Source organism: Microbacterium sufflavum (assembly GCF_023091155.1).
GTDB classification, from domain to species: Bacteria; Actinomycetota; Actinomycetes; order Actinomycetales; family Microbacteriaceae; genus Microbacterium; species Microbacterium sufflavum.
The window spans coordinates 2502912-2526813 of the sequence record NZ_JAHWXK010000001.1 but is presented as its reverse complement, the minus strand read 5'-3'; the positions used below and the strand labels follow the sequence as shown (position 1 = coordinate 2526813).

The window sequence follows — 23902 nt, the reverse complement described above, 5'->3', positions numbered from 1 at the left end:
GTCTCAGCGGATGTTGTTGTCGTGCCCGTGCGCGCCCGAGGGCAGCGTCGGGATCGACTTCTGCATCTGGACCAGGAACTCCACGTTGGAGTGGGTCTCCTTGAGCTTGCCGAGCACGACCTCGAGAGCCTGCTGCTGGTCGAGGCCGGCGAGGGCGCGACGCAGCTTCCAGGTGATCTTGACCTCGTCGGCCGACAGCAGCATCTCCTCGCGGCGGGTGCTCGACGCGTTCACGTCGACCGCCGGGAAGATGCGCTTGTCGGCGAGAGCACGCGACAGCCGCAGCTCGCTGTTGCCGGTGCCCTTGAACTCCTCGAAGATGACCTCGTCCATCTTGGAGCCGGTCTCGACGAGAGCGGTGGCGAGGATCGTGAGGGATCCGCCGTTCTCGATGTTGCGCGCCGCGCCGAAGAAGCGCTTCGGCGGGTACAGCGCCGACGCGTCGACCCCACCCGTGAGCACGCGACCCGACGCGGGGGCGGCCAGGTTGTAGGCACGGCCGAGGCGCGTGATGGAGTCGAGCAGCACGACCACGTCGCGGCCCAGCTCGACCAGGCGCTTGGCGCGCTCGATCGCGAGCTCGGCGACCGTGGTGTGGTCTTCCGCGGGGCGGTCGAAGGTCGAGGCGATGACCTCGCCCTTCACGGTGCGCTCCATGTCGGTGACCTCTTCGGGGCGCTCGTCAACGAGCACGACCATCAGGTGCACCTCGGGGTTGTTCTGCGCGATCGCGTTGGCGATCTGCTGCAGGACGATCGTCTTGCCGGCCTTGGGCGGCGCGACGATCAGGCCGCGCTGGCCCTTGCCGATCGGCGCGACGAGGTCGATGATGCGCTGCGTCAGCTTCTCGGGCGCGGTCTCCAGGCGCAGGCGCTCCTGCGGGTAGAGCGGCGTGAGCTTGCCGAACTCCACGCGGGTCGCGGCGTCGTCGACCGAGAGGCCGTTGATCGAGTCGACCTTCACGAGCGCGTTGTACTTCTGGCGCCCCTGCTGCTCGCCCTCGCGCGGTTGCTTGATGGAGCCGACGACGGCGTCACCCTTGCGCAGGTTGTACTTCTTGACCTGGCCGAGCGAGACGTAGACGTCGCTCGGGCCGGCGAGGTAGCCGGTGGTGCGCACGAACGCGTAGTTGTCGAGCACGTCGAGGATGCCCGCGATCGGGATCAGGACGTCGTCCTCGCCGATCTCGGTCTCGAACTCGTCGACCGGCGTGCCCCCGCGGCGCTTGTTGCGCTGGCGGTTGCGGCCGTTGCCGTTCGCCTGGTCGTCGTCCGACGCGGCGGGCTGCTGCTCCTGGCCGCCGCCGCCCTGACCGCGGCCACGGTTGCGGTTGCGGCTCCGGCTGCGCCCACGGCCGCCCTGCTCCTCGCCGCCGTCGGCATCGGAGGAGGAGTCCTTCGACGGCGCATCCTGGCCGGCGTCGTCGCCACCCTCGGCCGCCTCGGCACGGCGGTTGCCGCGACCGTTGTTCTTGGGGCGCTCGGCGCGAGCGTCGTCGCCCTTGGCGTCGTCAGCCTGCGGAGCGGTCTCCGCGGCGCCGCTCGGGGCGTCGGCGGATGCCGGTGCGGCGGCGCCCTCACCCTGCTCGGCGGCGGGCGCCTCGGCCTCGGTCTTCTTGGTGCGACGACCGCGACCCGTCTTGGGCGCCTCGGCGGGCGCCTCGGCGGCAGCCGGAGCCTCGCTCGCCGCGGGAGCCTCCGTCGCCTCGGCGGCCGGGGCATCGGCATCGGTCTTCTTCGCCCGCGAGCGGCGCGGGGCCTTCGCCTTGGGCGCTGCCTCGCCGGACTCGGCCTCGGCGGGTGCCGCGGCCGACTCCTCGGCCGACTTCTCGGCCTTCGCGGCGGCGGTCGCCGTGGTCGCCCGGCGCGGAGCGCGCTTGCGCACCGGCGCGGACTCCGCGGTCTGGACGGCGTCGGCCACCGGAGCAGCCTGATCGTTCTGGGTCTCGGAGAGGTTCTCCACGAGTACTCCCTTATAGGTCATGGGATATGAGCGTGAACGCGCACAACGGGTGCTGCGCACGATCGCACGGGCTGACGCTCGGCGTCAGCCAGCCTCGGCACTTGTGCCTCAAGGGTTTGCGTGCGGGTCTTGCAAGAGTTGCAATGGGGCCAGATTCACGACGTTACGTGGAGCCCTCCGCTCGATCCCCCACTGTACCACCACGAACGTCGACGGCGAGCAGCAGCGCCTCCCACGGGGTGTCGGTCACACGATCGGCGAGTTCCACCGCGTCCTGACGGCTGCCCGGGCCGTCGGCGAGCACGAGCACGCTGGGGCCCGCACCCGACACGACCGCGGCGAACCCGGCCGCGCGCAGCGCCTGCACGAGCCGCTGCGTCTCGGGCATCGCCTCGGCGCGGTAGTCCTGGTGCAGCCGGTCGGCCGTCGCATCGAGCAGCAGCTCAGGGCTCTGCATGAGCGCCGCGACCAGCAGGGCGGAGCGCGACAGGTTGAACACCGCATCGGCCGTCGACACGTGCGGCGGCTGCAGCGACCGCGCCTGCGACGTCGACATCGTGTAGGCGGGGACGAGCACGAGCGGCGAGACGCCCCGGTGCACGAGCAGCTTCTTGTGCTGCGGTCCGCGCTCGCCCATCCACGCGATCGTGAGCCCGCCGAACAGCGCGGGGGCGACGTTGTCGGGGTGACCCTCGATCTCGGTCGCCAGACGCAGCAGGTCGGTGTCGGACAGATCCACGTCGCCCGCCAGCAGACCCTTCGCGGCCAGGACGCCCGCGGCGACAGCGGCACCCGACGACCCGAGTCCGCGGCCGTGCGGCACGCCGTTCTCCGCGACGATGCGCAGCCCGGGGACCGGGCGCCCGACGTCCTGGAACACGTAGGCGACCGTGCGGACGATCAGGTTCGACGCATCGCGCGGGATGTCGTCCGCGCCCGACCCCGTGACCTCGATCTCCAGCTGTCCGGCCGGCAGGGCGGTGACCTCGAGGTGGTCGTACACGCTGAGCGCCAGGCCGAGCGTGTCGAAGCCGGGGCCCAGGTTGGCACTGGTCGCTGGCACCGTGACCTCGACCGTGCGGCCGAGGATCGAGCGCTGCTCCTCCGGCGCCAGGGCGGCCACGGTGCTCACTCGCCTTCCACCCGCAGCACGGACACGACGCGGGCGACGACGTCGCTGCCCGCGAGGACCGCGACCGTGTCGCTCAGTGCCTGCTCCGTCGCGCGGTGCGTGCCGATGATGAGGCGGGCGGTCGGCTCGTCCTCACCCTCGACGGTCTGCACGACCGTCGCGACCGAGACGCCGCCGTCGCTGAGGATGCCCGCGACCGTCGCGAGCACGCCCGGCGCATCGGAGACCTCGAGCGTGATCTGGTAGCGGGTGGTGACGTGACCGATCGGCACGATGGGGAGGTTCGCCCTGGTCGACTCCCCCACCCCGACGCCGCCCGCGATGTGGCGCCGCGCGGCCGAGACCACGTCGCCCAGCACGGCAGAGGCCGTCTGCACGCCGCCGGCGCCCGCGCCGTAGAACATGAGCGAGCCGGCGGCCTCCGCCTCGACGAACACGGCGTTGTTCGCGCCGTGCACGGAGGCCAGCGGGTGGGTCGCGGGGACCAGCGCCGGATACACGCGCACCGAGATCGACTCGGCACCGTTCGCCTCGATGCGCTCGCACACCGCGAGCAGCTTGATCACGAAGCCCGCCGCGCGCGCCTCCTCGATCATCGACGGCGTGATCGAGGTGATGCCCTCGCGGTGCACCGCGTCGAGCGGGACGGCGGTGTGGAAGGCGAGGCTCGCGAGGATGGCGGCCTTCTGTGCCGCGTCGTAGCCCTCGACGTCGGCGGTGGGGTCGGCTTCGGCGTATCCCAGGCGCTGCGCATCGGCGAGCACGTCGGCGAAGTCGGCCCCCTCGGTGTCCATCCGGTCGAGGATGTAGTTCGTGGTGCCGTTCACGATGCCCATGATCCGCACCACGCGGTCGCCCGCGAGCGAGTCGCGCAGCGGCCGGATGATCGGGATGGCACCGGCCGCGGCGGCCTCGTAGTACACCGAGGCGCCCACGCGGTCGGCCGCCTCGAACAGCTCGGGCCCGTGCGTCGCCAGCAGCGCCTTGTTCGCGGTGACGACGTCGGCACCGGAGCCGATCGCCTGCAGGATGTTGGAGCGCGCCGGCTCGATCCCGCCGATCAGCTCGATCACGATGTCGGCGCCGAGGATGAGCGACTCGGCGTCGGTCGTGAACAGCTCCTTCGGCAGCTCCACGTCGCGCGGGGCGTCCACATCGCGCACCGCGATGCCCGCGAGCTCGAGGGCGGCTCCCGCGCGATCGGCGAGCTCGTCGCCGTGACGCAGCAGCAGCGCCGCCACCTGGGAGCCGACCGCTCCGGCGCCCAGCAGCGCCACGCGAAGTCGTCGGTAGTCAGTCATGCGTGCTCCTTCAGGGGGTGGGTCATCGGTCTCCCTCGGGGGCGTCGGCCCCGTCGATGCCCGCATCGCGGGCCAGCAGGTCGTCGACGGTCTCGCCGCGGACGATCACCCGCGAACGGCCGTCGCGCACCGCCACGATCGGCGGTCGCGGGACGTGGTTGTAGTTGCTCGACAGCGAGGCGCAGTAGGCGCCCGTCGCGGGAACGGCCAGCAGGTCGCCCGGTGCGAGGTCGGCGGGAAGGTACTCGTGGTCGACCACGATGTCGCCCGACTCGCAGTGCTTGCCGACGACGCGGCTCAGCTGCGGCTCGCCCTCCCCCGTGCGCGATGCCAGCCGCGCCGAGTAGCTGGCGCCGTACAGGGCGGTGCGGGCGTTGTCGCTCATCCCGCCGTCCACGCTGACGTAGCGGCGGGTCGCCCCGGAGGCGATCGTCACGTCCTTCGTGGTGCCGACCTCGTAGAGGGTCACTCCGGCCGTGCCGATGATGGCCCTGCCCGGCTCGAACGACAGCGCGGGCACGGGGATGCCCCTGGCCGCGCAGCCCTCGGCGACCGCGGCCACGATGGCGGCAGCGAGCTCGTCGATCGGCGTGGGGTCGTCGACCCGGGTGTACGCGATGCCGAAGCCGCCGCCGAGGTTGAGCTGCGGCACCGGTCCGTGCTCCAGGAGCGCCGCATGCAGCTCGAGCACGCGCGACGCCGACTCGCGGAACCCGGCGACGCCGAAGATCTGCGAACCGATGTGACAGTGCAGACCGGCGAACTCCAGCCCGGGGATCTCGCGGATGCGGGCGACGGCGGTCTCCGCCTCGGCGAGGGGGAAGCCGAACTTCTGGTCTTCGTGGGCGGTCGCGAGGAAGTCGTGGGTCTCGGCGTGCACGCCGCTGATGACGCGCACCATGACCCGCTGCACCGCATCGGTGCGGGCCGTGATCGCGGCCAGCCGCTCGATCTCGATCGCGCTGTCGACCACGATCGTGCCGACGCCCACCTGCACCGCGCGCTCCAGCTCGGCGACCGACTTGTTGTTGCCGTGGAAGCCGAGCGACGCGGGCGCGACCCCGGCGGCCAGGGCCACCGCGAGCTCGCCGCCCGTGCACACGTCGACGCGGAGCCCCTCGTCGACGACCCACCGGGCGACGGTCGTGCTCAGGAACGCCTTGCCCGCGTAGTACACCTGCGCCGTGGTGCCGTGCTCCGCCGCGGCCCGGTCGAACGCCACCCGGAAGGCGCGCGCCCTGGTGCGGACCTCGTCCTCGTCGAGCACCAGGACCGGGGTGCCGTAGGTGCGGGCGAGCTCGGTGGCGCGCACGCCGGCGAGCACGAGGGCTCCGTCGTCGTCACGGCGGGCCGACGCCGGCCACACACCGCTCGCGAGATCGTTCGGGTCATCGGGGACGAGGAGCCATTCCGGGGCGAGCGAGTCGGCAGGAGCAAGCACGGAGCACCAATCGTGGGTCGGGTCTCGGGCGGAGGGCGCACATCGAGTTGCCCCCGATTCTAGGGCAACGCCCCGATCCGCCTGCGCACGGTGACAGCCCGCGTCAAGCCCCTGGGGACCCCCGTCGCGGCTCTCCTAGGGTGGGGGCGTGGCAGACACCGACGCAACAGACGCTCACACCCGATCCGACGGGCCGTCGCGGCCCGGACTCGTCGCGCGCATCACAGGACCCGTCATCGCCTGGGCCCTCGCGCGTCGCCCCGTCCGCGCGGCCCTGCTGTACTCCGAGCGCCGCGGCCCGATGCTGGCCGACAGCGTCACCTACCGTGCACTGTTCAGCGTGTTCGCTGGCGTGCTGCTCGGGTTCTCGATCGCGGCGCTGTGGCTCGCGGGCAACCCCGACGCGTGGCGCGCGATCATCGACGCGGTGCAGGCCGCCGTGCCCGGACTGATCGGCGACGACGGCGTGATCGATGCGAAGGACCTCCGCGCCCCGGCATCGCTCTCCGTCGCCGGGCTGGTCTCCCTGGTCGCGCTGATCGGCGCGGCGCTCGGGGCCATCGGTTCGCTGCGCACCGCCATCCGCGTGATCGCCGGGACCGTGCAGTCCGACATCCTGTGGATCTGGGTGATCGTGCGCAACCTGCTCCTCGGACTCGGCATCGGCGTGGCATTCGTGCTCGCGGCCGCGCTGACGTTCATCGGGCAGCTCGGCGCCACGTGGGTCGCTGACCTCCTCGGTCTGCCGTCGGACTCCCCCGCGGTCGCCGTGACGGTGCGGCTGCTGTCGCTCGTGGTGGTGTTCGCGCTCGACGCCGCGCTCATCGTCGGCGCGTTCCTCCTGCTGTCCGGGGTGCGCCCCGCGGCGCGGTCGCTGTGGGCGGGGGCGCTGCTCGGGGCATTCGGTCTCATCGTGCTGCAGGAGCTGTCCGGCCTGTTCGTCGGCGGTGCCACGAGCAACCCGCTGCTGGCGTCGTTCGCCTCGCTGCTGGCCCTGCTGATCTGGCTCAACCTGTCGACGCAGGTGATCCTCGTGGCCTGCGCGTACATCGTCACCGCCGAGGAGGAGCGCAAGGACCGGCTGCACGAGCGGTTCGGCGCTCGGACGTTCGTGCAACGCCGGCTGCAGCGCGCCGAGGTGGACGTGCAGGTGGCGACCGCGGAGCTGCGCGAGGCCCAGCGCGCCGCCGCAGAGGAGGCCGGGACCGGCGCCGCACACGAGGACCGCTGACCGCGCGACCCTCGTTGTGACCAGAACTGCTAGTTTGGTCACAACGAGAGGACACGCATGACTCCCACGCGGACGCGCATCAGCCTCCCCGGCGCCGAGGTCTCACTGTGCGAATGGACCCCGACGCACGAATCCGGCTCGCCCCTCCTGCTGCTGCACGGCGGCGGAGCCGACAGCGCCGAGCTCTCCTGGGGCGGCATCGGCCCGCAGCTCGCCGCCGCCGGGCACCGGGTCCTCGCGCCGGACCACCCCGGCTTCGGGCACAGTCCCCGTCCGGAGTGGAGGCTCACGCAGGAGCGGCTGGTGCACTACGTGGGCGAGCTCGTCGACGCGCTGCGCCTGAGCGACTACGCCGTCGCCGGGCTCTCCCTCGGCGGTGGTCTGACCGTCGGGCACCTCCTCGACCGCCCCGGGCAGGCACGCGCGGCCGCCCTGCTCGGCTGCTACGGGCTGATGCCGCGGCTGGCCGACGGTCCGCTCGGCGCCCTCACCCACTTCTCCACCTTCCTGCTGCTGCGCTCCGGCCTGCTCTCCGCGATGACGCGCTCGTACGCGCGCAACGCCACCGCGATGGAGAAGGGTCTCGCCGACCTGGTGCGCAGCCCGGAGGCGCGCACGCCCGAGCTCGTCGAAGCCGTGCTCTCCGAGGCCGCCACGGGCACCGGGCTCGCGACGTTCGGCGAGTGGCAGCGCGACCAGGTGCGGTGGAACCGACTGCGCACGGTGTACACCGACCGGCTGCCGTCCGTGCACACGCCGACGCTGCTGGTGCACGGCGACCGCGACTCCGGTGTGCCCCTCGACCGCATCCGCACCGCTGCGCGCCTGCTGCCCGACGCCCGTCTGGTCGTGGTCCCCGGCGCCGGCCACTGGGTGCAGCGCGATCGTCCCGACGTCGTCACCGCGGCGCTGCTCGAACACCTCGACGGGCGGGCGGATGCCTAGACCGCTCATCCCCCACCGCCGCGACCGCATCCTCGACGCGGCCGAGCGGCTCGTGCTCGCCCGCGGCTTCGACGCCATGAGCATCGCCGCCGTCGCGGAGGACGCGGGGATCGCGAAGGGCGCCGTGTACCGGGAGTTCACGTCGAAGCGCGACGTGCGCGACGCCCTGCTCCAGCGCGGCAACGCCCGCATCGCCGCGCGCGTGGAGCAGGAGCTCGGCGCGCACCCCTCGCTCGCCGCCGCATATCGTGCGACCGCCCGCGCGCTGCTCGACGACGAGCTGATGACCGCGGCGTTCCTCGACGACACCGGCGTGCTCGGGGCGCACGTCGCGGAGGAGCAGGACGGACGGTACCGGGAACGACACGAGCGCGTGATCGCGTGGGTGCACGACCTGCAGCGACGCGGGCTCGTCGTCGCCGACGTGGCGCCGGAGTCGCTCGCCCTCGCCCTGTCGAGCGCCACGCTCGGCCTGCTGTCGGCCGCGCGGCTGCTCGGCCCCCTCAATCGCGATCGACTGGAGAGCACGATCGACACCATCGGCCGCATGGCAGCCACGTTCGAGAGGCAGTGACGTGCACCACGAGACTTCCGGCCCCGCCGGCCCACGACCCCTTCTCCTGCTGCACGGTGGCGGGGTCGCCGGGTGGATGTGGGACCCGGTGCGCGCCCGGCTCGGCGAGCAGCAGCGGGTGATCGTGCCCGACCTGCCCGGCCACGGCGCGAGTGCGACCGAGCCGTACGTGTCGCACGCCGCGACCGTCGACGCGCTCACCCGGCTCCTGGAGCACGAGTCCGCCCCCGCGACCGTGGTCGGGTTCTCGCTCGGCGCGCAGTTGACCGTGCTGCTCGCGGCGCAGCGCCCCGACCTGGTCTCCGACGCGGTGGTCATCAGCGCCCAGGCGGAACCGGCGCGCGCGATCGGCCCGACCCTCGCGCTCCTGCGGGCGACCGCCGGGCTGGCGAAGAACGAGCACTTCGCCCGGCTGCAGGCGCGGGAGCTGTTCGTGCCGGACGACCTGCTCCCCGCCTACCTGCGCACCTCGGCCGGCATCTCGCGCGAGACCCTGGTGACCGCGGTGGCGGAGAACCTGCGCTTCGCTCCGCCGCCCGCGTGGTCGCAGTTCCCCGGCTCGGCGCTCGTCCTCGTCGGACAGAACGAGAAGAAGCTCATGCACCGTTCCGCCGCGGCACTGCACCGCGCGCTCCCCGGCAGCACGTTGGTCACGGTCGACGGCTGTGGCCACGGCATCCCGCTGCAGCGGCCCCAGTGGCTCGCCGAGCTCCTGCGGGCCCGGATGGACGGACCGCGCGCCGAGACCGGGTAGCCGGTCAGCGCGGGCAGGTGCCCTTCTCCTGCAGCGCCTCGTCGGTGACGATCGCGCCGTCGACATCCACGTCGATCACGGCGGCATCACCGGAGATCTGCAGCCCGGTGAGGGTGAGCCCGGCCGGCAGCTGATCCGCGATGCAGACGCGACGCGGCTCCGTGAGGCCCTCGCCCAGTCCGCCCAGGGACGAGCCGACGCGGGACAGGTCGATGTCGATCCCGCCGACGCTCGCCGCCACGGGGGTCAGCTCCAGATCGCCGTCGACCGCGCCCGGGGTGAGCGTGATCGACACCGGCACCGCGGTGCCCAGCACGTCGAAGGAGCCGCCCAGCGTGGCATTCGGCTCGTCCAGCTCGACGGAATCCACCGGGAGGTCGGTCGTGGCCAGCAGCGCCGTGAACTGCTCCTGGTCGATGCGGATCGTGCCGTCGGCGCCGCCGAGGTCGCCGCCGCGCAGGGGCACGCCGGTCGCGGTCACGTCGGCCGCGCCGGTGATGCCCTCCAGGGTCACCGCGTCGGTGGACAGGTGCAACGTCTCGAGGCGTCCGCCGATGAGCTGCGGCAGGAGCAGGCCCGTGGTCTCCACGTCGAGCTGCTGATCCGCCGGGAGGTCGAGCTGCTCGATCACGATCGACCGCACCACGCCGGGAAGCACGGCGCGGGCGATGAGCTCCGCCGCCACGACGAGCACCGCGAGCACCACGACCACGATCAGCACGACCCACGGCCACCGCGGCCGTCGCCTGGCCTTCTCCGGCTGCGGCGCCGCCGCGTCGGGGATCACCAGCGTCGGGTGCTCCCGCGACGGCTCGGGGTACGGCAGCGTGTGGTTGTCGTCGCTCATGGTGTCATCCTGCCGCACGGGCGGCCGGTCACATGCGCTCGGGAGCCGAGACGCCCAGCAGGCCGAGGCCGTTGCGGAACACCTGACCGGCGGCGTCGTTCAGCCACAGGCGGGTGCGGTGCACGCTCTCGACCGGGTCGTCGCTGAGCGGGATCACGCGGCAGTTGTCGTACCAGCGGTGGTACAGGCCCGCGAGCTCCTCCAGGTAGCGGGCCACGCGATGGGGTTCGCGCACCTGAGCGGCGAACGCCACGATGCGCGGGAACTCCTGCAGCGCGCCCAGCAGGGCGGCCTCGCTCTCGTGCGTCAGCGTCTCCGGCGCGAACTCGGAGCGGTCGACACCGGAGTCGGCGGCGTTGCGGGCCACGTTGTGCGTGCGCGCGTGGGCGTACTGCACGTAGAACACCGGGTTGTCGTTGGTGCGCTTCTGCAGCAGCTCGGGGTCGAGGTCGAGCGGCGAGTCGGCGGGCGAGCGCTCCAGCGAGTAGCGCAGCGCGTCGGTGCCGAGCCAGTCGAGCAGGTCGTCCATCTCGATGATGTTGCCCGCGCGCTTGCTCAGGCGGGCGCCGTTGATCGACACCATCTGGCCGATCAGCACCTCGACGTTCTTCTCCGGGTCCTCCCCCGCGGCACCGGCAACCGCCTTGAGGCGGTGCACGTAGCCGTGGTGGTCGGCGCCGAGCAGGTAGATCTTGTCGCGGAAGCCGCGGTCGCCCTTGTCGAGGTAGTACGCGGCATCGGCGGCGAAGTACGTGTACTCGCCGTTCGAGCGGCGGATCACGCGGTCCTTGTCGTCGCCGAAGTCGGTCGTGCGCACCCACACCGCGCCGTCCTGGTCGAACACGTGCCCCTGCTCGCGGAGGCGGTCGACGGCACGGTCGATCAGGCTCAGGCCCGACGCGTCCTTCGCGTGCAGCGTGCGCTCGGAGAACCACACGTCGAACGGCACGTTGAAGCGGTCGAGCGAGTGCGTGATCTCGGCGAGCTGGTACTCGTACGCGAGCTCGCGGGCGACGTCGAGCTGCTCGGCCTCGGGGAGGTCGAGCAGGTCGGGGCGGGCCTCGAGCACGCGGCCGGCGAGCGTGGTGATGTACTCGCCGGGGTAGCCGCCCTCGGGGGTCGGCTCGCCCTTCGCGGCGGCGAGCACCGAGCCCGCGAAGCGGTCCATCTGCACGCCGGCGTCGTTGATGTAGTACTCGCGCACCGCATGGGCGCCGCTCGCCAGCAGCAGGCGCACGATCGCGTCGCCCAGCGCGGCCCAGCGCGTGTGCGCGATGTGCAGCGGACCCGTGGGGTTGGCCGAGACGAACTCGACGTTGACGCTCACGCCCTCCTGCGAGGAGTTGGTGCCGTACGCGGGACCGGCATCGACGATGACCTTCGCGAGCGCGCCGGCCGCGGCTGCGTCGAGACGGATGTTGAGGAACCCGGGACCGGCGACCTCGGCGCTCGCGACCCCGTCGACGCGGACGAGTCCGTCGGCGATCTCCTGCGCCAGCTCGCGCGGGTTGGTGCCGAGCGGCTTCGCCAGGCGCATCGCGATGTTGGAGGCCCAGTCGCCGTGGTCGCGGTTGCGCGGACGCTCCAGCACCACGTCGGCGGCGGTGACCCCGAGCGGCTCGCCGGGACGTCGAGCCTCGGCGATCGGTGCGAGGACGGCGAGGATGGCGGAGGCGAGCGTTTCGGGGTTCATAGACTCCCCAGTTTACGGGCGCGGACGGGTGATCTCCGCCCCCGTGCGTCGCGCCGAATTTGCGTTCGGCCGACCGTGATCTACTCTCATGCCATGAAGGCCCCCGCCACCCGCCGCCGACTGCGTGCCGCCGGGGTCGCCACCGCACTGGTGCTCGCCGTCACGGCGGGCGTTCTGGGTGTGTGGCGGCCATGGACTCCCGCTCCCTCCGCCGCGCCCGTCGCCGCCGGTGACGACACCGCCACCGCGGCCATCGCTCCGGCTCCCCTCACGCTCCCCGACGACCCCACCGTGCTGGTCTTCGGCGACTCGTGGACCTACGGCTCGGCGGCCACGGATCCCACGCTCGGGTACGCGTACGTGCTCGCCGACCTGATCCACGGGCACACGGTCGTCAACGGCGTGCGCGGCAGCGGCTACCTCAAGCCGGGGCTCGACGGCCCCACGTTCGGGGAGCGGATCGCCGCCCTCGACCCCGCGATCGACCCCGACCTGGTGATCGTGCAGGGCTCCATCAACGACCGCGCCCAGGGCGAGGTGGGCTACCGCGACGCCGTGACCGCCGCCTGGGACGCGCTCACCGCGCTGTACCCGGAGGCCGCGATCGTCGTGCTCGGCCCCGCCCCGCACGAGCTCCCCGTCGGCACGCAGACCGCCCGCATCGACCACGACCTGTCCGAGCTCGCGGCCGCCCGCGGCTGGTGGTACATCTCCCCCGTGCAGCAGCACTGGATCACCGAGCAGAACTACCTCTCCGTGATCGACGTGGAGGTCGGACGCAAGCATCCGTCGACCGCGGGCCACCGCTACCTCGCCGAGAAGCTGGCCGCCGCGCTCGACGAGCTGCGGGCCGCCCCGGTCACCGAAGCGGGCGGGTCGGAGACCACCCCGGACGAGTGATAAGGTCGATCGGTACGCCTCCGTAGCTCAGTGGATAGAGCGCCGGTTTCCGGTACCGTAGGTCGCAGGTTCGACTCCTGTCGGGGGCACATCAGCAGAAGGCCGCTCTTCGGAGCGGCCTTCGTCGTTGGTCGGCGAGAGCTCGCCGACCTGCGTCGCGCGGACGTCGGCGATTGCCGTGTCGGCGGTTCGAGAGCACGATGTCTGACATGGGACTAGCGGACTACCCGGTGAGGGCTTCCATCGGCGTCACCGATATCGGACGAGCGGCCGCCTTCTATGAAAGGGTGCTGGGCCTCGCCGCCGAGCGGAGCGGACCGAGCGCCGGCATCGCGGAGGGCGCTCGGTTCTACGCCTGCGGCGACGGGACCATGCTCAACGTGTTCGAGACGCCGACCGCGGGCTCGACGCGCTCGACAGTCGCCACGTGGTACGTCGACGACCTCGATGCGGTCGTGGCGGAGCTGACGGCTGCGGGAGCCGAGTTCGTCCGCTACGACGGTTTCGGCCAGAACGCGGACGGCATCGGCCCTCGGGCGGGCGGTGGGCGGATCGCCTGGGTCGAGGACCCGGACGGGAACACGCTCGCCATCGAATCCGACAGCTGAGGCCTTCCGGCGACACCTCCGGCGAGACGCCTCGGGGCAGTACGGATGACAGACGGTAGCCTGGACGGGTGCCCTCCCTCGTCTCCGCCGGTTCGACGCGCGCCCCGCAGCGCCTGTCGTCGGCGACGCCGATGACGGAGTGGATGCGCGTCGTGCTGCACCCGGGGACGAACGGGTGGACGAGCGTGTGGGGCACCCTCTCGCACGGTGAGATCGCGGGCTGCCCGCCGCCACGCGGCTAGCCGCGCCGGATGGCGCGGCCTGTTCGCATCGACCGCCCATCTCTCCCGTGAGGTACCCCTGTGTCTTCGTCGTCCCCTGCCCGTTTCCGTCTCGCGCCGCATGAGCTGTGGCGCGGTATCCGCTCCACAGCCCGCAGCGAGGTGCTCGGTGGTGCGCTGCTGCTCGCGGCGACCGTCGCGGCCCTGATCCTCGCCAACTCCCCCGCCGCGCCCTGGTACGAGGCCGTGCGCGACGTGCGCTTCGGCATCCCCGAGCTCCACCTGGAGCTGAGCGTCGGCGCGTGGGCCGCCGACGGGCTGCTCGCCGTGTTCTTCTTCGTCGTCGGGCTGGAACTCAAGGAGGAGTTCGTCGCCGGGCGACTCCGTGACCCGCGCCGCGCCGCGCTTCCCATCGCGGCAGCCGTCGGCGGGGTGGTCGTGCCCGCGCTGCTGTTCCTTGCGGTCAACGCCGCGGCCGGCCCCGAGGTGCTGCGCGGCTGGGCGATCCCCACCGCGACCGACATCGCGTTCGCGGTGGCCGTGCTCGCCGTCGTCGGCCGGTTCCTCCCCCCGGCGCTGCGCGTGTTCCTGCTGACCCTCGCCATCATCGACGACCTCATCGCCATCACGATCATCGCGACGTTCTACACCGAGACGATCCAGGCGCCGTGGCTCATCCTCGCGCTGCTGCCGCTCGCCGGGTTCGCGCTCGCGGTGCAGAACGGCGTGCGCTCCTGGTGGCTGCTGCTCCCCCTCGCGGTGGCCGTGTGGGTGTGCGTGCACGCGTCGGGGGTGCACGCCACGGTCGCCGGTGTGCTGCTCGGGTTCCTCGTGCCCGTGCGAGCCACCGCACGCACGCGCGTGCAGACCGGTACCGATGCGGACGGCGCCCCGGTGTACGACGGGCTGGCGGCGCACTTCGCCGACCGCTGGGGTGTCGTGGCCACGCTGTTCGCCGTGCCGGTGTTCGCGTTCTTCGCCGCGGGAGTCGACGTCGGTGGAATGGACGGCCTCGTCTCCGCGCTGACCGACCCGATCACGGTCGGCATCGTCGTGGGACTCGTCGTCGGCAAGCCGGTGGGCATCCTGCTGACGACCTTCCTCCTCAGCCGCGTTCGGGCGCTGCGTCTCGACGAGACGCTGCGCTGGCCCGACCTGGCCGGCATGTCGCTGCTCGCCGGGATCGGCTTCACCGTGTCTCTCCTGGTCGGCGAGCTGGCTTACGGCAGCAGCAGCGTCGCCGACGATCACGTGAAGATCGGGGTGCTGGTCGGGTCCCTCGTCGCGGCGGTGCTCGGCGGTGTGGTCCTGGCGCTGCGCGGTCGGCGAGCCCGGAGCGCTGCGCGGGACCTGGCGGAGGCATGACGGCCTCGCGGCGAGCGGAGGTATGACGGCCTAGCGGCGGGCGGAGGCGCGTCCGGGGCGTTTCGGCTGCTTCCGCTGACGCTCCTCCGCGCGCCGGAGCACCCGCGCCTCGGACGCGGCGCGGGCCTTCGGGCCCGACAGGATCCGCACCAGGACGTAGGCGACGGCGAGCGAGATCAGCGCTTGCAGCATGCGCGGGATCACGTCCGGATACGACGCGTTGAACGAGATGCCGTAGGAGTACACGAGGCCGATTCCCGCGAGCGCCCACGGGTTGTCCCGGCGGGTGAGGAAGCCCATGACGAGCGTCAGCACCACGGCGAACACGACGATCCCTATCCAGCCCTCGAAGATGTAGACGTTGCCGAGCATGGTGGCCGACTGCGAGCTGGTCGGCGCACCGCCGAGCGCGATGCTCATCTGCGAGCCCGTGTCCAGTGGTGGGCGATCCGGGTCGAGGAACCCAGGAATCAGACCGATGCGGAACAGCGTCGGGATGTCGAGGACCTCAAGACCTGCCGGCCTGGGGACGAATCGGGCGATGAGAGCCATCTGCGTGTCCAGTTGAAGGCGCTCCAGAGGCGCATCCGCACTCACCGCGCCCGGGCCCGAGACGGATGCTCGGCGCAGGGAGTCGCGGAAGTCGTAGATCGGCGGCCAGAGGATCGGGATGGCTGCGAGCACGATCACGAGCGTCCGCAGGCGGATCAGCTTGGCGAACAGGGCCAGGATCACCACCGTGAGGATCAGCGCTGCGGACTGCCCGAGGATGGCGCGCATGAGCCCCTCCCACAGGAACACCACCGCGGCGATCGCACACACCCAGAGCGCGGTCGCGCGCGTCACCTGCCCCTGCCGGAAGAGCCAGAGGACGAGAGCCACTCCGAACAGCACCCAGAGCGTGAAGGGCGCTGCGATCGAGACGATCGGCGATTCGGAGGCGACACCGATCTGCACCGCATACGAGCCGCGTCCCCCGAGCGTGGAGATCACGGTGGCGGCCACGCCCACGGCGAATACGGTGAACGCCGCGCGAGCGGTGATCGGCTTCGCGGTGGCTTCCGGCATCTTCAGCGGTTGCACCATCAGCTCGATGAACAGGGCGACGGCGATCGTGACGGCGCAGATCGCGAGGATCAGCCCGAACGGCTGTGTCCCCTTCAGGGCAGCGGGAATGACCACCATCGCCGCCAGCTGGATACCCAGCAGGATCGTGACGGGGAAGCGCTCGACCCGCATACGGCTCGGGTCGCCGACGACGGGCTTCAGCGTGGGGGGCTGCAGAGGCACAAGGGCAACCATACGGGTTTGCGGAACGTCCCCGAGGGCGACGGGCTCGCCGTCCGAGCCGTGAGCCAGGGCGTTCCGCGGGAAGCGACGCCGGAGTAGGGTGCGGGGCATGACGCTGATCGAGGACCTGCGCACGAGCGAGGAACGACTCTCCCGGGGCGACCTCGCGTACTACCGGGACATCTGCCGCGACGACGCCCTGTTCGTGATGCCGGGCATGGTCGCGACACGGGAGGAGGCGATCACCGGACTCGAGCACGCCGACCCGTGGGACTCGTTCGACCTGAGCGCGGTGCAGGTGCGCGAGCTCGGCACCGACGCCGCCGCCATCGCGTATCGCTTCGAGGGACGCCGCGGCGCACAGACCTACACGGCGGACATGGTGTCGACGTACGTGCGCGAGGGCGGACGGTGGCTGCTCGCCGTGCACCAGCAGACCCCGGCCTGAGCGCACGGGCGTCGGGCCGGGGTCTGCGGGCGGTCAGCGGTCGAGGATCTCGCGGGTCGTGACCTCGGGGCGCAGGTCGAGTCGGCGCAGCAGCTGCGCGTTGAGGGCGACCACGATCGTCGACAGCGACATGAGCACCGCGCCGACCGACATCGGCAGCACGAAGCCGATCGGGGCGAGCACCCCGGCGGCCAGCGGCACCGACAGCAGGTTGTAGCCGGCGGCCCACCACAGGTTCTGCTTCATCTTGCGATATGACGCCCGCGACAGCTCGATCACCGACAGCACCGACCGCGGATCGTCGCCCGCCAGGATCACCCCGGCCGATGCGATCGCGACGTCGGTGCCCGCGCCGATCGCGAGCCCCACGTCGGCCTGCGCCAGGGCGGGGGCATCGTTCACGCCGTCGCCCACCATCGCCACCCGGCGACCCTCGCGCTGCAACTCCTGCACCTTCGCGGCCTTGTCCTCGGGTCGCACCCCGGCGAACACCCGGTCGATGCCGAGGTCGGACGCGACGGTCTGCGCCACCGCCTCCGCGTCGCCCGTGATCATCACGACCTGCACCCCGCGGGCGTGCAGCGCGTCGACCGCCTCCCGCGACTCCGGCCGCACCTCGTCGGCGAGCGCCAGCGCACCGATCACACGGCCGTCGCGCAGCACGTGCAGGATGATCGCGCCGTGCGCGCGCCACCCCTCGGCTGCCGGCAGCTCCTCCGCGCCTTCCTCGGTCAGCAGGTGCGGGCCGCCGACGCGCACCGTGGCACCGTCGACCGTCGCTGTGACGCCCACCGCGGGCGACGACGAGAAGTCGCGGCTCGCCGGCACCGTCAGCCCGCGGTCGCGCGCGGCCCGCACGATCGCCTTCGCCAGCGGGTGCTCGCTGTCCGCCTCGGCCGCAGCAGCCAGGGCGAGCACCGCATCGGCGTCGTCCCCGCCGATCGTCGACACCTCCGACACCACCGGCTCGCCCTTCGTGAGCGTGCCCGTCTTGTCGAAAAGGACCGTGTCGACCGTGCGCATGCTCTCCAGGGCCAGGCGGTCCTTGACCAGCACGCCGCCGCGGGCCGCGCGCTCGGTGGCGATCGACACCACCAGCGGGATCGCGAGCCCCAGCGCGTGCGGGCAGGCGATCACGAGCACCGTGATGGTGCGGATGACCGCGTCGTCGGGCAGACCGACCAGCGTCCACACGACCGCGGTGATCGCCGCCGCTCCGAGCGCGAACCAGAACAGCCAGCCCGCGGCCGTGTCGGCGAGGCGCTGCGCCCGCGAGGACGAGTTCTGCGCCTCCGTCACGAGCCGCTGGATCCCCGCGAGGGTCGTATCGTCACCGGTCGCGGTGATCTCGACGCGCAGCCCCGAGTCGGTCGCCACGGTGCCCGCCGTGACCGGGTCGCCCGCACCGCGCGACACCGTCCGCGACTCCCCCGTCACCATCGACTCGTCCATCGAGGCACGACCGTCGACGATGCGGCCATCGGCGGGGATGCTGCCGCCCGGCCGCACCACCACCACGTCGCCCACCCGCAGGTCGGCCGGAGACACCCGCACCACCTGGTCGCCCTCCACGCGCTCGGCCTCGTCCGGCAGCAGGGCCGCCAGCGAGTCGAGCGCGGACGTCGTCTGCGCGAGCGACCGCATCTCGATCCAGTGCCCGAGCAGCATGATCACGATCAGCAGCGCGAGCTCCCACCAGAAGTCGAGCTCGTGGTGCAGCAGTCCCAGGCTCGCACCCCACGACGCCACGAAAGCCACCGTGATCGCGAGCGCGATCAGCAGCATCATCCCGGGCTTGCGCGCCCGAAGCTCGCTGACGGCGCCCACCAGGAACGGCCGCCCGCCCCACACGTACATGACGGTGCCGAGCACGGGAGACACCCACGCCAGACCCGGGACCTCCGGCAGCGAGTAGCCGAGGATCATCGCGAACATGCCGGACAGCGCAACCGTCGGCACCGCCAGCACGAGCATGATCCAGAACAGCCGCCGGAACTGCCCGACGTGGTCGCCGTGACCGCCGTGCGCGCCGTGGCCCGCGTGCGCGTCGTGACCGGCGTGGGCCTCGTGACCCGCGTGCGCATCCTGACCGCCGTGGGCCTCGTGACCCGCATGAGCCTCGTGCGCGGCGTGACCCGCGTGCGCGTCATGACCGCCGTGGGCGTCGTGACCGGTATGGGCCTCGTGAGCCGCGTGCGCGTCGTGACGTGCGTGCTCGTCGTGCGCGTCGTGACGGGCGTCCGCGGGGGCGGGGTCGTGGTGCGGGGTGCTCATGGTGTTCCCTCCAACGTCGATGATGCCGTGCGGGGCCGCCGTCGGGCAGCCCCGCACGGTGCGGCCGCTCAGGCGGCCGCGATGTACTTCGCGGGGTCGGCGTCGAACGCCGGACCGCAGCCCGCGCAGCAGAAGTGGTAGCGGGTGCCCTCGTAGTCGCGGAACAGCCCGGCGGCCTCGGCCCGCGCGATGACCACGGGACTGCCGGCCATCACCGGGCACGTGGTCATGCCCTCGGCGTTCGACGCCAGCAGGTCGGGGCGTCCCTCGGCGGCGACACCGCCGGCGGTCGGGACGCTGCAGCAGGATCCTGCGGGGGAATCGGACATGTCGGTACTCCTCTTTCTCGGGGTCACTGAGCGTCCACCGCCGTGCTGCGGAACGACCGCAGGCGGAGGCTGTTGCCGACCACGAAGACGCTGGAGAACGCCATCGCCGCGCCGGCGAGCATGGGGTTGAGCAGGCCGAGCGCCGCGAGCGGGATGGCCGCGACGTTGTAGGCGAACGCCCAGAACAGGTTGCCCTTGATGGTGCCGAGCGTGCGTCGGGAGAGACGGATTGCGTCGGCCGCGCTGCGCAGGTCGCCGCGCACGAGGGTGATGTCGCTCGCCTCGATCGCCGCATCGGTCCCTGTTCCCATCGCGAGCCCCAGGTCGGCCTGCGCGAGGGCCGCGGCGTCGTTCACGCCGTCGCCCACCATCGCGACCACCCGGCCCTCGTCCTGCAGCCGGCGCACCACCGCGACCTTGTCGGCCGGAAGCACCTCGGCGATCACCTCGTCGATGCCAACCTCCGCGGCGATCTGCTCCGCGACCGCGCGGTTGTCGCCCGTGAGCAGCACGGGGGTGAGCCCGAGCCCGACGAGCTGGGCCACGGCCTGCGCGCTCGTCGCCTTGACCGTATCGGCCACCACGAGCACGCCACGCGCCGCGCCGTCCCAGCCGACAGCGATCGCGGTCTTGCCCTGGCGCTCCGCCTCCGCCTTCGCCTCGGCGAGCGCGGACGGCAGATGCTGCGACCAGTCCGCGAGCAGGGACGCACGACCCACGATCACGGCGTGACCGTCGACCACGCCCTGCACGCCACGGCCCTCGATGTTCGTGAAGTCCTCCGGCGCGGGCAGCGCGCCCAGCTCCCTGGTCGCCGCGGTGGCGACGGCCTGGGCGATCGGGTGCTCCGAGGCGTCCTCCAGCGCTCCCGCGAGGCGCAGCAGCTCGGCGCGCTCCACGCCCTCCGCCGTGTGCACGGCCGTGAGAGTCATGCGCCCCGTGGTGACGGTGCCGGTCTTGTCGAGCACGACCGTGTCGACCCGGCGCGTGGACTCCAGGATCTCGGGGCCCTTGATGAGGATGCCGAGCTGAGCGCCGCGACCCGTGCCGACGAGCAGCGCGGTGGGCGTGGCGAGTCCGAGCGCGCACGGGCAGGCGATGATGAGCACGGCGACGGCGGCGGTGAAGGCCGCGGCGGCCGGGAACCCCAGGCCGAGCCACACGCCCAGCGTGCCGAGAGCCACCACGATCACGATCGGCACGAAGATGCCGGACACCCGGTCGGCGAGGCGCTGCACCTCGGCCTTCCCGGTCTGCGCCTCCTCCACGAGCCGGGCCATCTGGGCCAGCTGCGTGTCGGAGCCGACGCGGGTCGCCCGCACCACGAGACGTCCGCCCGCGTTCACGGTCGCGCCGGTCACGGCGTCGCCCTCGCGCACCTCCACCGGGACGGACTCGCCCGTGAGCAGGGAGGCGTCGATCGCGGAGGTTCCCGAGACGACGACGCCGTCCGTGGCGATCTTCTCCCCCGGACGGACGACGAACTCGTCGCCCACCGCCAGCTCGGTCGTGGGGATCCGGGTCTCCACACCGCCGCGCAGCACCGCGACCTCCTTTGCGCCGAGCTCGAGCAGCGCGCGCAGCGCCGCCCCCGCCTGCCGCTTGGAGCGCTTCTCGAAGTAGCGTCCGGCGAGGATGAACGTCGTCACCCCGGCGCCCACCTCCAGGTAGATGTTGCCCGCCCCGTCACTCGGTGCCACGGTCAGCTCGAACGGGTGCGTCATGCCCGGCATCCCGGCCGTGCCGAAGAAGAGGGCGTAGAGCGACCAGAGCAGCGCCGCGAGCGTGCCCATCGAGATGAGCGTGTCCATGGTCGCCGTCCCATGGCGCAGGTTGGTCCACGCGGCGCGGTGGAACGGCCACGCCGCCCACACGATCACCGGTCCGGCGAGCGCGAGCGACAGCCACTGCCAGTACGTGAACTGGAGCGCCGGGATCATCGCCATCGCGATCACCGGGACGGTGAGCACGATCGACACGATCAGCCGCTGGCGCAGTGCGGCCAGCCCGTCGTCGGCCTGCTCCGGCGTCGCGTCCTCGGTGGTCGGGGCCGGAGGCGCGGGGACAGCGGCGGTGTAGCCCGTCTTCTCTACCTCGGCGATGAGCACCGCCGTGTCGAGGCCGGCCGGCGCGGTGACCGTGGCCTTCTCGGTCGCGTAGTTGACGCTCGCGGTCACGCCGTCGATGCGGTTGAGCTTCTTCTCGATCCGCATCGCGCACGACGCGCAGGTCATGCCCCCGATCTCCAGCTCGACGCTGGTCTCGTCGGGCACGGATCGCGTATCGGTCATGACCGCACCGCCTCGTAGCCCGCCTCGTCGACGGCGGCCAGCACCGCGGCGTCATCGACCGGGGCGGAGCTGTGGACCACCAGGCGTCCGGTCTGCGCGCTGACGTCGACGCCGTCGACCCCGGGAATGCGGGAGACCTCGCCGCGGACGGCCATCTCGCAATGCCCGCACGTCATCCCGGTCACCTGGTACTCGCTCGTGTTCATCGTCGTTCCTCTCCGCTGTCAGGATACCCCCCTGGGGTACTCCCTGGCCACAACCTTATACCCATCACGGGTATTCCCGACACCGCCGAACGCCCCGCTCGGACCACGCTCGCCCCGGCGGGGTGAGCGTCCGCCCCCGGCGCCCGGCCCGCCTGGCACCCTGAACAGATGGACGACGCGACGCTCCCCTCCTGGAGGGACACCCCCACCCGACGCGCCATCGAGGCGTTCGTGACGGGCGTGGCGACCGGACCGGATGCGGTGCCCGCGGAGGAGCGCGTCGCCGTGTTCGACAACGACGGAACGCTGTGGACCGAGAAGCCGATGCCCACGCAGCTCCACTACGTGGTGGAGCGTTGGCGGGAGGTGGCCCTGGCGGATCCCTCCCTGGCCGACACGCAGCCCTACCGCGCGGCCGTCACGGGCGACCTGGCGTGGCTCGGCGCGGCCGTCGAGAAGCACTACGCTGGGGACGACTCCGACCTCGGCACCATCATCGCCGCCCTCGTCGGCCTCACCGACGGACTCGACGTCGAGCAGTACGCCGCCGCCGTGTCGGCGTTCTTCCGCACCGCGCGCCACCCCGTGCTCCACCGCCCCTACACCGAGCTCGTGTACCAGCCGATGGTCGAACTGCTGCGCTACCTCGAACGGCACCGCTTCACGTGCTACATCGTCTCGGGCGGCGAGCGTGACTTCCTGCGCCCCCTGACGCAGTCCATCTACGGCATCCCGCCCGAACGCGTCGTGGGTTCGGCGCTGGGGCTCACGTACGACGAGGCGACCGGATCGGTGCGCTACTCCCCCGCGCTCGCGTTCTTCGACGACGGACCCGAGAAGCCGGTGCGCATCTGGAGCCGCATCGGCCGACGCCCGCTCCTCGCCGCGGGCAACTCCAACGGCGACATGCCGATGCTCGACCACGCACGGCGCGGCCCCCGCCGGGGTCTCGCGCTGCTGATCCACCACGACGACCACGACCGCGACGACACCCCGTACGACGCGGGCGCCGATAAGGCCCTCGCCGCCGCACGCGAGCGCGGGTACACGGTCGTGAGCGTGCGCGACGACTGGGCGAGCGTGTTCCCCGCACCCTCCTGACCGCTCAGCCCTCGGCGCTCAGCCCCCGGCGCTCAGCCCCCGGCGCTCAGAGGGCGCAGCGGAAGCCGATGTGGGTCATGGCGGTGTCCTCGGCCTGTGCCGACCGCGCGGCCGGGCGATACCGCAGGCAGTACTCGGGGGCGCACAGGTGCGAGCCGCCCTTGAGCACGCGCCGCGGGATGGGCGAACCCGGCTCGGCCGACAGCAGGCTCGCCCGGCGACCGGGATCCACCGCGACCGTGCCGGGCGGCACGTGCCGGTGCGTCCAGTAGTCCGCCGTCCACTCCCACACGTTGCCGATCATGTCGAACAGGCCGTAGCCGTTAGCGGCGAAGCTGCGCACGGGCGCCGTGCCCACCCAGCCGTCCGCCCCGTCGTTGCGGTAGGGGAAGGCACCCTGCCAGGTGTCGGCCATCAGCACGCCGTCCGGCTTCGTCTCGTCGCCCCAGGCGAAGCGCGCGCCGACCAGTCCGCCGCGCGCCGCCCACTCCCACTCGGCCTCGGTGGGCAGCCGCTTGCCCGCCCACGCGGCGAACGCGACCGCGTCCGGATAGGCGATGTGCACCACCGGGTGGTCGAGACGGTCGTCGATCGACGAGTCCGGCCCGAACGGACGCCGCCAGAACGCGCCAGGCTCCCACCGCCACCACTGCCGCCAGTCGCGCAGGTCGACCGGGCCCGACGTCGGTGTGAACACCATGGCGCCGGGAACGAGGTCGTCGGGGTGCACGCCGGGATAGTCGGCCGGATCCATCGGCTTCTCGGCGACCGTCACATAACCGGTCTCGTCGACGAACGCCGCATAGTCGCGGTTGGTCACCGGGTGCTCGTCGAGACGGAACGAGGCCACCTCGCGCTCGTGAACCGGGCCCTCCTCGGGGTAGAACTCGTCGGAACCCATGCGCAGCGTGCCACCGGGAACCTCGATCATCGCCACCATGCCTTCATCGTAGGGGCCGTCAGCGGGGCCGGGCCGTGCCGGGCGACTC

At 72.3% G+C, this 23902-nt stretch carries 22 protein-coding genes and 1 tRNA gene; 11 read left to right on the top strand and 12 right to left on the bottom strand.

The window, feature by feature from the left end; translation table 11 throughout:
- Positions 1-3: 3 nt before the first annotated feature.
- The 4 genes from rho to lysA form a co-directional block, all read right to left on the bottom strand.
- Entirely contained in the window at positions 4-1983 is a 1980-nt protein-coding gene (gene rho / locus KZC56_RS12160; protein ID WP_168442780.1) for a transcription termination factor Rho, read from the bottom strand.
- A gap of 142 nt (positions 1984-2125) precedes the next feature.
- On the bottom strand, positions 2126-3094 hold the full coding sequence (gene thrB, locus KZC56_RS12155) for a homoserine kinase (RefSeq protein ID WP_247638649.1): 969 nt from the start codon (positions 3092-3094) through the stop codon (positions 2126-2128).
- Complete coding sequence (locus KZC56_RS12150; RefSeq protein ID WP_247638648.1) at positions 3091-4395, bottom strand: homoserine dehydrogenase; 1305 nt, start codon at positions 4393-4395, stop codon at positions 3091-3093. Before KZC56_RS12150 ends, thrB begins: the two co-directional genes overlap by 4 nt.
- Before the next feature lie 22 nt (positions 4396-4417).
- The gene (gene lysA, locus KZC56_RS12145) at positions 4418-5836 is read right to left on the bottom strand and encodes a diaminopimelate decarboxylase (protein WP_247638647.1); all 1419 of its coding nucleotides are present in this window, start codon (positions 5834-5836) and stop codon (positions 4418-4420) included.
- Between the two features lie 148 nt (positions 5837-5984).
- Between lysA and KZC56_RS12140 the strand changes: the two genes are divergently transcribed.
- The 4 genes from KZC56_RS12140 to KZC56_RS12125 are packed head-to-tail and all read left to right on the top strand — an operon-like array spanning position 5985 to position 9340.
- Complete coding sequence (locus tag KZC56_RS12140) at positions 5985-7067, top strand: YihY/virulence factor BrkB family protein (protein ID WP_247638646.1); 1083 nt, start codon at positions 5985-5987, stop codon at positions 7065-7067.
- A 57-nt stretch (positions 7068-7124) separates the two neighbouring features.
- Positions 7125-8012 carry an alpha/beta fold hydrolase gene (locus KZC56_RS12135; protein ID WP_247638645.1) on the top strand — a complete coding sequence of 296 codons (888 nt, stop codon included), beginning with the start codon at positions 7125-7127 and terminating at the stop codon, positions 8010-8012.
- Entirely contained in the window at positions 8005-8586 is a 582-nt protein-coding gene (locus tag KZC56_RS12130; protein ID WP_136029255.1) for a TetR/AcrR family transcriptional regulator, read from the top strand. The genes KZC56_RS12135 and KZC56_RS12130 overlap by 8 nt, the downstream gene beginning before the upstream one ends.
- A gap of 1 nt (position 8587) precedes the next feature.
- The gene (locus KZC56_RS12125) at positions 8588-9340 is read left to right on the top strand and encodes an alpha/beta fold hydrolase (RefSeq protein ID WP_247638644.1); all 753 of its coding nucleotides are present in this window, start codon (positions 8588-8590) and stop codon (positions 9338-9340) included.
- A 4-nt stretch (positions 9341-9344) separates the two neighbouring features.
- On the opposite strand, the gene KZC56_RS12120 is transcribed toward KZC56_RS12125, so the two are convergent.
- Positions 9345-10187, bottom strand: coding sequence for an LmeA family phospholipid-binding protein (locus KZC56_RS12120; protein WP_247638643.1), 843 nt, complete (start codon positions 10185-10187; stop codon positions 9345-9347).
- A 28-nt stretch (positions 10188-10215) separates the two neighbouring features.
- Entirely contained in the window at positions 10216-11880 is a 1665-nt protein-coding gene (gene argS / locus KZC56_RS12115; RefSeq protein WP_136029249.1) for an arginine--tRNA ligase, read from the bottom strand.
- Between the two features lie 93 nt (positions 11881-11973).
- On the opposite strand from argS, the gene KZC56_RS12110 reads away from it, so the two are divergent.
- The 5 genes from KZC56_RS12110 (at position 11974) to nhaA (ending at position 14974) form a co-directional block, all read left to right on the top strand.
- Positions 11974-12780 (top strand): SGNH/GDSL hydrolase family protein, encoded by an 807-nt coding sequence (locus tag KZC56_RS12110; protein WP_136029247.1) that lies wholly within the window; start codon positions 11974-11976, stop codon positions 12778-12780.
- 16 nt (positions 12781-12796) lie between these two features.
- Positions 12797-12869 (top strand) — tRNA-Arg (locus KZC56_RS12105).
- Between the two features lie 120 nt (positions 12870-12989).
- Positions 12990-13388, top strand: coding sequence for a VOC family protein (locus KZC56_RS12100; RefSeq protein ID WP_247638642.1), 399 nt, complete (start codon positions 12990-12992; stop codon positions 13386-13388).
- Between the two features lie 68 nt (positions 13389-13456).
- Entirely contained in the window at positions 13457-13630 is a 174-nt protein-coding gene (locus KZC56_RS12095; RefSeq protein ID WP_168387297.1) for a hypothetical protein, read from the top strand.
- 60 nt (positions 13631-13690) lie between these two features.
- On the top strand, positions 13691-14974 hold the full coding sequence (gene nhaA, locus KZC56_RS12090; protein ID WP_247638641.1) for a Na+/H+ antiporter NhaA: 1284 nt from the start codon (positions 13691-13693) through the stop codon (positions 14972-14974).
- Positions 14975-15004: 30 nt separating this feature from the next.
- Here the strand turns inward: nhaA and KZC56_RS12085 are convergent, their stop codons facing one another.
- On the bottom strand, positions 15005-16264 hold the full coding sequence (locus KZC56_RS12085; protein WP_247638640.1) for a hypothetical protein: 1260 nt from the start codon (positions 16262-16264) through the stop codon (positions 15005-15007).
- A 109-nt stretch (positions 16265-16373) separates the two neighbouring features.
- Here KZC56_RS12085 and KZC56_RS12080 point away from each other — a divergent pair, with 109 nt between their 5' ends.
- Positions 16374-16712: a nuclear transport factor 2 family protein gene (locus tag KZC56_RS12080; RefSeq protein ID WP_247638639.1), complete on the top strand. Its 339-nt coding sequence runs from the start codon at positions 16374-16376 to the stop codon at positions 16710-16712.
- 33 nt (positions 16713-16745) lie between these two features.
- Here the strand turns inward: KZC56_RS12080 and KZC56_RS12075 are convergent, their stop codons facing one another.
- The 4 genes from KZC56_RS12075 to KZC56_RS12060 all read right to left on the bottom strand — a co-directional run bounded on the left by KZC56_RS12075 (position 16746) and on the right by KZC56_RS12060 (position 21812).
- Positions 16746-18986: a heavy metal translocating P-type ATPase gene (locus KZC56_RS12075; protein ID WP_247638638.1), complete on the bottom strand. Its 2241-nt coding sequence runs from the start codon at positions 18984-18986 to the stop codon at positions 16746-16748.
- 68 nt (positions 18987-19054) lie between these two features.
- Complete coding sequence (locus KZC56_RS12070; protein ID WP_247638637.1) at positions 19055-19315, bottom strand: YHS domain-containing protein; 261 nt, start codon at positions 19313-19315, stop codon at positions 19055-19057.
- Positions 19316-19338: 23 nt separating this feature from the next.
- Complete coding sequence (locus KZC56_RS12065) at positions 19339-21606, bottom strand: heavy metal translocating P-type ATPase (protein ID WP_247638636.1); 2268 nt, start codon at positions 21604-21606, stop codon at positions 19339-19341.
- A complete protein-coding gene (locus tag KZC56_RS12060; protein WP_136032558.1) occupies positions 21603-21812 on the bottom strand; it encodes a heavy-metal-associated domain-containing protein in 210 nt (69 codons plus the stop codon). Before KZC56_RS12060 ends, KZC56_RS12065 begins: the two co-directional genes overlap by 4 nt.
- A gap of 168 nt (positions 21813-21980) precedes the next feature.
- Here KZC56_RS12060 and KZC56_RS12055 point away from each other — a divergent pair, with 168 nt between their 5' ends.
- Positions 21981-22913 carry an HAD family hydrolase gene (locus KZC56_RS12055; protein ID WP_136044360.1) on the top strand — a complete coding sequence of 311 codons (933 nt, stop codon included), beginning with the start codon at positions 21981-21983 and terminating at the stop codon, positions 22911-22913.
- 46 nt (positions 22914-22959) lie between these two features.
- Here KZC56_RS12055 and KZC56_RS12050 read toward each other — a convergent pair whose 3' ends face one another.
- On the bottom strand, positions 22960-23844 hold the full coding sequence (locus KZC56_RS12050) for a formylglycine-generating enzyme family protein (RefSeq protein WP_136044363.1): 885 nt from the start codon (positions 23842-23844) through the stop codon (positions 22960-22962).
- Positions 23845-23902: the final 58 nt, after the last annotated feature.

What these genes read in the sequence shown, in the direction of transcription:
- rho (WP_168442780.1), bottom strand. Translation starts at nt 1,983, where the DNA reads ATGACCTATAAGGGAGTACTCGTGGAGAACCTCTCCGAGACCCAGAAC.
- KZC56_RS12150 (WP_247638648.1), bottom strand. Translation starts at nt 4,395, where the DNA reads ATGACTGACTACCGACGACTTCGCGTGGCGCTGCTGGGCGCCGGAGCG.
- KZC56_RS12135 (WP_247638645.1), top strand. Translation starts at nt 7,125, where the DNA reads ATGACTCCCACGCGGACGCGCATCAGCCTCCCCGGCGCCGAGGTCTCA.
- KZC56_RS12130 (WP_136029255.1), top strand. Translation starts at nt 8,005, where the DNA reads ATGCCTAGACCGCTCATCCCCCACCGCCGCGACCGCATCCTCGACGCG.
- KZC56_RS12120 (WP_247638643.1), bottom strand. Translation starts at nt 10,187, where the DNA reads ATGAGCGACGACAACCACACGCTGCCGTACCCCGAGCCGTCGCGGGAG.
- argS (WP_136029249.1), bottom strand. Translation starts at nt 11,880, where the DNA reads ATGAACCCCGAAACGCTCGCCTCCGCCATCCTCGCCGTCCTCGCACCG.
- KZC56_RS12110 (WP_136029247.1), top strand. Translation starts at nt 11,974, where the DNA reads ATGAAGGCCCCCGCCACCCGCCGCCGACTGCGTGCCGCCGGGGTCGCC.
- KZC56_RS12100 (WP_247638642.1), top strand. Translation starts at nt 12,990, where the DNA reads ATGGGACTAGCGGACTACCCGGTGAGGGCTTCCATCGGCGTCACCGAT.
- KZC56_RS12080 (WP_247638639.1), top strand. Translation starts at nt 16,374, where the DNA reads ATGACGCTGATCGAGGACCTGCGCACGAGCGAGGAACGACTCTCCCGG.
- KZC56_RS12075 (WP_247638638.1), bottom strand. Translation starts at nt 18,986, where the DNA reads ATGAGCACCCCGCACCACGACCCCGCCCCCGCGGACGCCCGTCACGAC.
- KZC56_RS12070 (WP_247638637.1), bottom strand. Translation starts at nt 19,315, where the DNA reads ATGTCCGATTCCCCCGCAGGATCCTGCTGCAGCGTCCCGACCGCCGGC.
- KZC56_RS12065 (WP_247638636.1), bottom strand. Translation starts at nt 21,606, where the DNA reads ATGACCGATACGCGATCCGTGCCCGACGAGACCAGCGTCGAGCTGGAG.
- KZC56_RS12060 (WP_136032558.1), bottom strand. Translation starts at nt 21,812, where the DNA reads ATGAACACGAGCGAGTACCAGGTGACCGGGATGACGTGCGGGCATTGC.
- KZC56_RS12055 (WP_136044360.1), top strand. Translation starts at nt 21,981, where the DNA reads ATGGACGACGCGACGCTCCCCTCCTGGAGGGACACCCCCACCCGACGC.
- KZC56_RS12050 (WP_136044363.1), bottom strand. Translation starts at nt 23,844, where the DNA reads ATGATCGAGGTTCCCGGTGGCACGCTGCGCATGGGTTCCGACGAGTTC.